The organism is Pseudoalteromonas sp. SR45-5 (assembly GCF_014163565.1).
GTDB classification, from domain to species: Bacteria; Pseudomonadota; Gammaproteobacteria; order Enterobacterales; family Alteromonadaceae; genus Pseudoalteromonas; species Pseudoalteromonas distincta.
Map to the genome: position 1 here is coordinate 1 of NZ_JACJDN010000087.1, position 9,204 is coordinate 9,204.

Sequence of the window (9,204 nt, forward strand, 5' to 3'; positions counted from 1 at the left end):
CCAACCGAAGTTGGGTTTTTCAAGCAAATACTAAAAAGTTAAATTACTTCTTTTTAGCTGCTTTTTTGTTTGGTAAATCAGTGATTGAACCTTCAAAAATTTCAGCTGCAAGGCCGATTGATTCGTTCAATGTTGGGTGAGCATGAATTGTAAGTGCTAAGTCTTCACCATCAGCACCCATTTCAATACCTAAACCGATTTCGCCAAGCATTTCGCCCGCGTTAATACCGATCATAGCACCACCGATTATACGGCCACTTTCTTTATCAAAGATAAGTTTAGTAGAACCTTCAGTACGAGCAGATGCAATTGCACGACCAGATGCTGCCCACGGGAATACCGCAGTTTCAACTTTTAAGCCTTGCTCTTTTGCTTCTTTCTCAGTAACACCTACCCAAGCGATTTCTGGGTCTGTGTACGCTATTGAAGGAATACATTTAGGGTCGAAGAAATGCTTCTGACCAGAAATAACTTCTGCAGCAACATGACCTTCATGAACCGCTTTATGCGCAAGCATAGGCTGTCCAACTAAGTCACCAATTGCAAAAATATGGCTTACGTTAGTACGTAATTGCTTATCAACATTAATAAAGCCACGCTCATCAACGTTTACGCCCGCTTTTTCAGCATCAAGTAAGTTACCGTTTGGAGTACGGCCAACTGCAACAAGTACTTTGTCGTAACGTACTGGTTCTGCTGGTGCGTTTTTACCTTCAAACGTTACGTATAAGCCGTCTTCTTTAGCTTCAACACCAACAACTTTAGTTGAAAGCATTACGTTGAATTTTTTGCTTACGTATTTTTGGTAAATTTTAATAATGTCTTTATCAGCTGCTGGTACTAATTGATCAGCAAATTCTACAACATCAATTGCAGAACCTAGCGCACGGTAAACCGTACCCATTTCAAGACCGATAATACCACCACCAAGTACAAGTAGTTTTTCTGGTACGTCTTTAAGTTCTAATGCACCAGTTGAATCAATTACACGGTCATCTTCTGGGATGAAAGGTAAGTTAACTGGTTTAGAACCTGCTGCAATAATCGCGTTATCAAACGTGATAGTTGTAGCGCTGTCTGCGCCTTCAACTACTAAAGTATTGCTGCCAGTGAATTTGCCGTATCCAGATACAACTTTCACTTTACGCATTTTGGCCATGCCTTCTAGTCCACCAGTTAACTGGCCAACTACAGAATCTTTCCAAGTACGAACTTGGTCAAGATCGATTTTTGGTGCGCCAAAAGTAACACCGTGAGATGACATTTCTGCTGCGTCATCAATCACTTTAGCTACGTGTAAAAGTGCTTTAGAAGGAATACAACCAACATTAAGACATACGCCACCTAATGTTTCGCGAGATTCTACTAATGTAACTTCTAAGCCCAAGTCAGCAGCACGGAAAGCCGCAGAATAACCACCAGGACCACCGCCTAGTACAACAACTTGAGTTTTTAATTCGTTGCTCATGCTTTTACCTTAATTGTTTGAACGGGACACTGCCCTAAAATTTAACTGCCATGTTTCTGCAAGGCAGAAAGAGTGAGCAGCGCACAAAGTGATGCAATTCGTACAAAGATTGTATCATTGCAAATGGTAAAAATCCCAGCTAAAAACAACTGGCTGGGATTTGATTCTATTTATTTTATTGCGTATACCAATTTTACTAAACTGGTTACATCACCAACTGGCGAATATCGCTCATGTAACTTGCAAGAGTCACAGTAAAGCGTGCAGCTAATGCTCCGTCAATAACCCTATGGTCGTATGACATAGACAGCGGAACCATTAGTTTTGGTTCAAACTCTTTGCCATTCCATTTAGGTTTCATTTCAGATTTAGATACACCTAAAATAGCAACTTCTGGCGCATTAACAATCGGCGTAAATGCCGTACCGCCGATACCGCCAAGGCTAGAGATAGTAAAACAGCCACCTTGCATATCAGACGATGTAAGCTTACCGTCACGTGCTTTAACAGATACTTCCATTAGTTCACGTGATAATTCAATAATGCCTTTTTTATCAACATCTTTAAACACTGGCACTACTAAACCATTTGGCGTATCAACAGCAACACCGATGTTAATGTACTTCTTAAGAATTAAACTTTCGCCGTCGCTAGACAGTGAAGAGTTAAATGTTGGGAAGTCTGCAAGTGCTTTAGCCGCTGCTTTCATCACAAACACAAGTGGTGTGATTTTAACGCCAAGCTTTTTCTTCTCGCTAAGTGCATTTTGCTCTTTACGGAATACTTCAAGGCTTGTGATATCAGCTTCATCAAACTGTGTAACATGTGGGATTTGTACCCAGTTACGGTGTAAGTTTTTACCTGATAGCTTTTGAATGCGAGACAGTTTTTTCTCTTCAATTTCACCAAATTTAGCAAAATCTACTTTAGGCCATGGAATAAGACCAAGCTCACTACCACCTGCGCTACTACCTGCAGATAATTGACCAGATTCAACTTGCTTAACTAGGTTTTTAACGTAGTTTTGCACGTCATCTTTAACTATACGGGCTTTGCGACCAGTGCCCTTAACGTTAGCTAGGTTAATACCAAACTCACGCGCTAAACGGCGAACAACGGGTGATGCATGAGCATACGCGCTATTTTCTGTGAAGCTTTCATTACTTGCTTTTGCAGGTGCTGCTTGAGCCGGTGCTGACTCAGTTTTAGCCGCTGCTGCAGGTGCTGATTTTTCAGCTGGTGCAGATGCTGCTGGCGCACTGCCTGCAACTTCAAATACAAAAATTAATGAACCAGTCGATACTTTATCGCCAGCGGCTACTTTAATTTCTTTAACTGTACCTGCAAATGGAGCTGGTACTTCCATTGCAGCTTTGTCGCCTTCAACGTTTAAGATTGATTGATCTTCTGAAACCTCGTCGCCAACGGCAACCATAATTTCAGTTACTTCAACTTCATCGCCACCAATATCAGGCACATTAACTTCTTTAGTGCTTGGTGCTGAACTTGCTGTTGAGCTCTCAGCTGGCGCTTCTACAGGAGCCGACTCTTTAGCCGGTGCTGCAGATTCACTTCCTGCTACTTCAAAAACAAACACTAACGAGCCAGTTTTAACTGTGTCGCCAGCGGCTACTTTAATTTCTTTAACTGTACCGGCAAATGGAGCTGGAACTTCCATTGCTGCCTTATCGCCTTCCACGTTTAAGATAGATTGCTCTTCTGAAACGGTGTCACCAACAGCAACCATGATTTCAGTTACTTCAACTTCATCATCGCCAATATCTGGTACAGTTACTTCTTTAATTGAAGAACCTGTAGAAGCAGCTGGTGCTGCTTCTTCAGATTTAGCTGGAGCAGCGGCTGATGTATTTTTCTCATCAGTGCCTTCACTCTCGCCTTCAAACAAAAATACTAAAGAGCCTGTTGTAACGGTGTCGCCAACGTTAACTTTAATCTCTTTTACAGTCCCCGCTTGAGAAGCAGGTATTTCCATTGATGCTTTGTCGCCTTCAACATTTAGTAATGATTGGTCAACATCTACTTTATCGCCAACGCTTACTAATATTTCGGTTACTTCTACTTCGTCGTCACCAATATCAGGTACTTTAATTTCAATACTCATTGCAAACCTCTTATGCGTACAGTGGGTTAAGTTTGTTAGTGTCGATGTTGAACTTTTTAAGTGCTTCAACAACTACTGACTTCTCAACTTCACCGCGTTTAGCAAGTTCAGATAACGTAGCAACAACAACGTAGCTTGCGTTAACTTCAAAGTGACGACGTAGGTTTTCACGGCTATCAGAACGACCGTAACCATCTGTACCTAACACTTTGTAGTTGCTGCTTGGAATGAATGAACGCGCTTGTTCTGCGTAGTTTTTCATGTAATCCGTTGCTGCAACAGTCACAGAGTCGTTTAATACGCTTGTGATAAATGCTGTTTTTTGCTCGCTTTCAGGATTAAGCATGTTGAAACGCTCAACATCTTGACCATCACGCGTTAGCTCATTGAAAGATGTTACTGAGTAAACATCTGATGCAATACCATATTCTTCGCTTAAGATTGAAGCAGCTTTGCGCACTTCAGTCATAATAGTACCTGAGCTTAATAGCTGTACGTTGGCTTTTTTACCTTCGTAACTTTCAAGCTTGTAAATACCTTTACGAATACCTTCTTCAGCGCCTTCTGGCATAGCTGGCTGATGGTAGTTTTCGTTCATAAGCGTTAGGTAGTAGTAAATATTTTCTTGGTCGTCACCGTACATACGACGAATACCGTCTTGTACAATAACAGCCACTTCAAACGCGTAAGTTGGGTCATAAGAAACACAGTTAGGAACCGTGTTTGCAAGAATGTGGCTGTGACCATCTTCGTGTTGTAAGCCTTCACCATTTAGCGTTGTACGACCCGCTGTAGCACCTAATAAGAAACCACGTGCTTGTTGATCGCCCGCCATCCATGCCATGTCGCCAACACGTTGGAAACCAAACATAGAGTAGTAAATGTAGAATGGGATCATTGGTAAATCGTTAGTGCTGTATGAAGTTGCAGCAGCAACCCATGACGACATAGCACCTAACTCATTGATACCTTCTTGCAATACTTGACCTGAAGTTGCTTCTTTATAGTAAGAAACAATATCACGATCCTGTGGCGTGTAGTTTTGGCCATGCGGGTTATAAATACCGATTTGACGGAATAAACCTTCCATACCAAATGTACGCGCTTCATCTGCAATAATTGGTACGATATTTTTACCAATGCCTTTATCTTTTAATAAGATATTAAGTGCACGAACAAAGCCCATAGTAGTAGATATATCACGCTTTTGCTCTTCAAGTAGTGGCTTAAATGCATCTACTTCTGGCAACGTAAGTTTTTCACTAAAACGTGGAATACGCTTAGGTGTGTAACCTTTAAGCTCATCACGACGCGCATGTAGGTACTTGTACTCAGGTGAACCTTCTTCAAGCTCTAGGTATGGTAATTCTTTTAATTGCTCTTCAGATACTAAGTCATCAAGACCAAGGCGTGAACGTAAATGTGCAACATGCGACATGTCCATTTTTTTCACTTGGTGCGCAATGTTTTTACCTTCAGCTGCTTCACCCATGCCGTAACCTTTTACAGTTTTAGCAAGAATTACAGTTGGACGACCTTTTGTCTCTTCTGCTTTTTTAAATGCAGCAAATAGTTTTGATGGCTCATGACCACCACGCTTAAGCGCAAAAATTTCATCATCTGTCATATCTGCAACAAGGGCAGCTGTTTCAGGGTAGCGACCAAAGAAATGCTCACGCACGTATGCGCCATCTTTAGCTTTGTATGTTTGGTAATCGCCATCAATTGTTTCGTTCATCAATTGTAGTAATTTACCTGTTGTGTCTTTAGCAAGCAGAATATCCCAACCGCTGCCCCACACTAGTTTAATTACGTTCCAGCCAGCGCCTTTAAACAAGCCTTCTAACTCTTGAATAATTTTACCGTTACCCATAACTGGGCCGTCTAAACGCTGTAAGTTACAGTTAATTAAATAACAAAGATTATCTAGTTTTTCACGTGCAGCGAAAGAAATAGCACCACGTGATTCCGGCTCATCCATTTCACCGTCACCTAAAAACGCATATACACGTTGGTTTTTAGTGTCTTTTAAGCCACGACCATCTAAGTATTTTAAGAAGCGTGCTTGATAAATTGATGAAATAGGACCTAAGCCCATTGATACCGTAGGGAACTGCCAAAACTCAGGCATTAACTTAGGGTGTGGGTACGATGGTAAGCCTTCGCCATCAACTTCTTGGCGGAAGTTATCTAGTTGCGCAGCCGATAAACGACCTTCAACAAATGCTCGTGCATAAATACCTGGAGAAATATGACCTTGGTAATAAACTAAGTCACCACCGTCTACATCATTTGGTGCTTTAAAGAAGTGGTTAAAACACACTTCATAAAATGCAGCAGATGATTGGTAAGACGCCATATGGCCGCCTAAGTCGAGATCTTTTTTAGATGCACGTAGAACGATCATAATCGCGTTCCAACGTATAATTGAACGAATACGACGTTCAAGATTTACATCACCTGGGTAAGCAGGCTCTTGATCTACAGGAATAGTATTAACGTAGTTCGTGGTAATACCCGTTGGCATATCAACGCCGTCTAAACGGGCTTGCTCTAATACTTGCTCAAGTAAAAACTGAGCTCGTTCAACACCTTCTTCGCGCACAACTGATTCAAGAGCTTGTAACCACTCTTGTGTTTCTAGCGCGTCTACGTCAATTTTATTGACTTCAGACATATGGAGGTTTCCTTATGTTTAAAATACGAATATTGTTAATTTAATATCACAGCTACTTAATTTGTGTGTTCAAAGTAGTTATGTACTAACTTAATTTTGTTTAGTGCGTCTTAAACTACGTTCAATTCGCGAATGCTCTTTGCCTGCTTCAAGTAGTGCTTCTTCGATAAATGCTAAGTGCGCATTACTTGCTAAACGGGCTTGTTCTGGATTACCGTCAATAACGGCATCCATTAATAAACGCCTGTGTTGGGCTAACTGACTGCTAATATCTGACTTTTTTAATAGAACAGTTAAATTTTGCAATACATTTTGCTCAAGCAGCGCTTTCATACCTCTAACTAAATGCAGTAACACCACATTATGCGAGGCTTCTGCCACGCTAAAGTGAAATGCATTAATTGCTTTTGCTTTTTGCTGTAAATCATCATTAACTAAGGCAATTTCATCAAAGCTTTGTTTTACTTTGCTAAAATCGTTGCTGGTCCCGCGCAGTGCTGCGTAGTAAGCAGCAATCCCTTCTAATGCATGACGAAATTCAAGTAAATCAAACTGCGACTCAGGGTGTTTACTAATCAAATCAAAAAGTGGATCAGTAAGCCCTTCTTCGAGCTGATTTTTTACAAACGTGCCGCCACCTTGGCGACGCGTAACTAAACCTTTCGCTTCTAATTTTTGAATTGCCTCACGTAGTGACGGGCGAGACACTTCAAATTGCTTTGCTAGTTCACGCTCTGGTGGCAACTTTTCACCTGGTGCTAACGAGCCTTCAAGAATCATATTCTCGAGTTGCTGTAAAATAACATCAGATAACTTTGCTGCTTTGATCTTTAAAGACATGAATCAACGTCCGCGTTGTATAAATACCAAGAGCCCATAAAGCGGGGCTTTAAGTAGTATGATTTACCCAAAAGGTAAATTGGTCATACCAAAAATTTTCAATACGGTATCAAAAACCTTATTAGCTGTCAATTTACAGGTAATTTGAGCAATTAAAGTAGCGTAACGCATTTTGAACGAAGATTAAACAATGCGCAATTTACAAAAATTGTTATAACGTATTTGGGATGAAAACAATTGGTCTGACCAGAATAAATTAGAATATTAGCTCTATTTTATTGTACTTAAAAACTGCTGGGAGATATTAAAGCACCTTACATTGCATAAGGTACTTTATTAAAAAAGTATTAACTTAAGACAGCCCACCAAATAATGTAAGCAACGCTATAAGTACTAAGTAAAATAATACATTACGCTTAACAAGCTTAATCATACACGTGGCTTCGTAGGTACAGCCGTAATAACGCTTTTCAATTTGCTCTGCAGCAAGTGCAGTACATGTTACTACTTCGCGATTTGGAGACTTAAAGTTAAGCACGTAACGTAGCCAACAACTTGTGCCTTTATTAAAGTTACCTATTACTAAATAACCAAAGCTGGTAATACGTGCAGGTAACCAGTCGAGCCAAAACAATAGTTTATGTATAAGTTTAAAACGCTTAGCAAATATTACTTTATGATCTTCTCGTACTAAATCAGCTAAAGTACGTACCAGTGCATATAAAACCGCACCTGGCGCGCCTAAAACAACAAACCAAAAAATAACCGCACAGTAAAATCTAAAATTTACCCACGCCAATGTTTGCCCAAAGGTTTCGCCACCATCTTGATCATCAGTACGCTTTTGACCTATTTGCAGCGCATATAAAGATGCAGCAGTACCATCATCTCGCGTTAAGGCATTTAAGTAAGACTTATATAAAGCACGCTGCTTGGCACAACCAAAGCAAACCAAAAGCACAGCAATATTAATAGCTAACTGCCATAGTACAAAATCAGATAAACAATAAATAAACGCTATTGCTATTACTGGAAGTAACAGCCAAATTAAAAAGCCCGGTACTGAGCTAAATAAGCCCTTATCACCAAGTAATTTATTAGAGCGATTTAAATAACCATTTGCGTAATAACTTATCTGCCAGTAATTAGACCGAGCCCCTAAACGCTCTAGTATTAATGCAATTATTATAGAAACTAAAATCATGGGAATAACTCTCTTAACTTAGTTGTTCAAGCATATTAAAAAACAATGGCCAATTAAAGCTACTGCCAGGATCTGTTTTACGCCCAGGGGCAATATCGCAATGCCCAACAATACGCGAAGGGGTAATTTTTGGATAGCGTTGCATTATAGATTTACTAATAATAGTTAATGTTTTGTACTGTGCTAAAGAATATGGAGCGGTGTCGGTACCTTCAAGCTCAATGCCAATGCTAAAGTTATTACAAGCAGGTACCCCCTCAAACTCAGATTGCCCTGCATGCCACGCGCGTTTATTAAATGGCACATATTGAATAATCTCGCCAGTACGTTTTATAAAACAGTGCGCTGACACTCTAAGCCCATTTAAATCACAAAAACTGGGGTGCGCATTACAGTCAATCTCACCCATAAACAGTGCATCAACGTATTCGGTGCCAAATTGCCCAGCCGGCAAGGAAATATTATGAATTACCAACAGCGAAATATCGGTATTTTCAGGGCGCTCATCAAAATGCGTACAGGGCCGCTGCGTTATATTAGCGGCAACTCCGCTTGAATCTATCTGCATTATTTTAATACCACGGTATACATAAACTTGATGCTAAAGGATTTATATAAAGAATGATAGCCATTGCGGTTAGCTAACATTCAGCTAGTAGCATTACTTTTAGTAGCCATGCTATATATGTAGGTGTAATAACCCCTGCTCATTTAAAAGCGCTTCTATTAGTTATTTAAACATAGTAAAATTTGCTTAATTTATTAACACTTATGAGCCTTCATATGTCAATTTCGCACACGCTTATTACTCAACTTGTCACCCTCGCCTTAGATGAAGATCTAAATTATCAATCTGCACAAGACGGCGACATTACCGCGCAATTGATCCCTCA

General features: G+C 40.3%; 6 protein-coding genes and 1 pseudogene. 1 reads left to right on the forward strand and 6 read right to left on the reverse strand.

What is annotated here, in order from left to right; genetic code table 11:
* Positions 1-43: 43 nt before the first annotated feature.
* The 6 genes from lpdA to ampD all read right to left on the reverse strand — a co-directional run bounded on the left by lpdA (position 44) and on the right by ampD (position 8,879).
* Complete coding sequence (gene lpdA, locus H5072_RS05285; protein WP_024604548.1) at positions 44-1,468, reverse strand: dihydrolipoyl dehydrogenase; 1,425 nt, start codon at positions 1,466-1,468, stop codon at positions 44-46.
* Between the two features lie 205 nt (positions 1,469-1,673).
* The gene (gene aceF, locus H5072_RS05290) at positions 1,674-3,590 is read right to left on the reverse strand and encodes a pyruvate dehydrogenase complex dihydrolipoyllysine-residue acetyltransferase (protein ID WP_182692902.1); all 1,917 of its coding nucleotides are present in this window, start codon (positions 3,588-3,590) and stop codon (positions 1,674-1,676) included.
* Between the two features lie 10 nt (positions 3,591-3,600).
* Positions 3,601-6,267, reverse strand: coding sequence for a pyruvate dehydrogenase (acetyl-transferring), homodimeric type (aceE, locus tag H5072_RS05295; RefSeq protein ID WP_002957763.1), 2,667 nt, complete (start codon positions 6,265-6,267; stop codon positions 3,601-3,603).
* Between the two features lie 90 nt (positions 6,268-6,357).
* Positions 6,358-7,107: a pyruvate dehydrogenase complex transcriptional repressor PdhR gene (gene pdhR, locus H5072_RS05300; protein ID WP_002957764.1), complete on the reverse strand. Its 750-nt coding sequence runs from the start codon at positions 7,105-7,107 to the stop codon at positions 6,358-6,360.
* A 352-nt stretch (positions 7,108-7,459) separates the two neighbouring features.
* The gene (ampE, locus tag H5072_RS05305) at positions 7,460-8,311 is read right to left on the reverse strand and encodes a beta-lactamase regulator AmpE (protein WP_182692903.1); all 852 of its coding nucleotides are present in this window, start codon (positions 8,309-8,311) and stop codon (positions 7,460-7,462) included.
* 13 nt (positions 8,312-8,324) lie between these two features.
* Positions 8,325-8,879 (reverse strand): 1,6-anhydro-N-acetylmuramyl-L-alanine amidase AmpD, encoded by a 555-nt coding sequence (gene ampD, locus H5072_RS05310; RefSeq protein WP_182692904.1) that lies wholly within the window; start codon positions 8,877-8,879, stop codon positions 8,325-8,327.
* 215 nt (positions 8,880-9,094) lie between these two features.
* Here ampD and H5072_RS05315 point away from each other — a divergent pair.
* Positions 9,095-9,204, forward strand: a pseudogene (locus H5072_RS05315) (nicotinate-nucleotide diphosphorylase (carboxylating)); the annotation flags it as partial.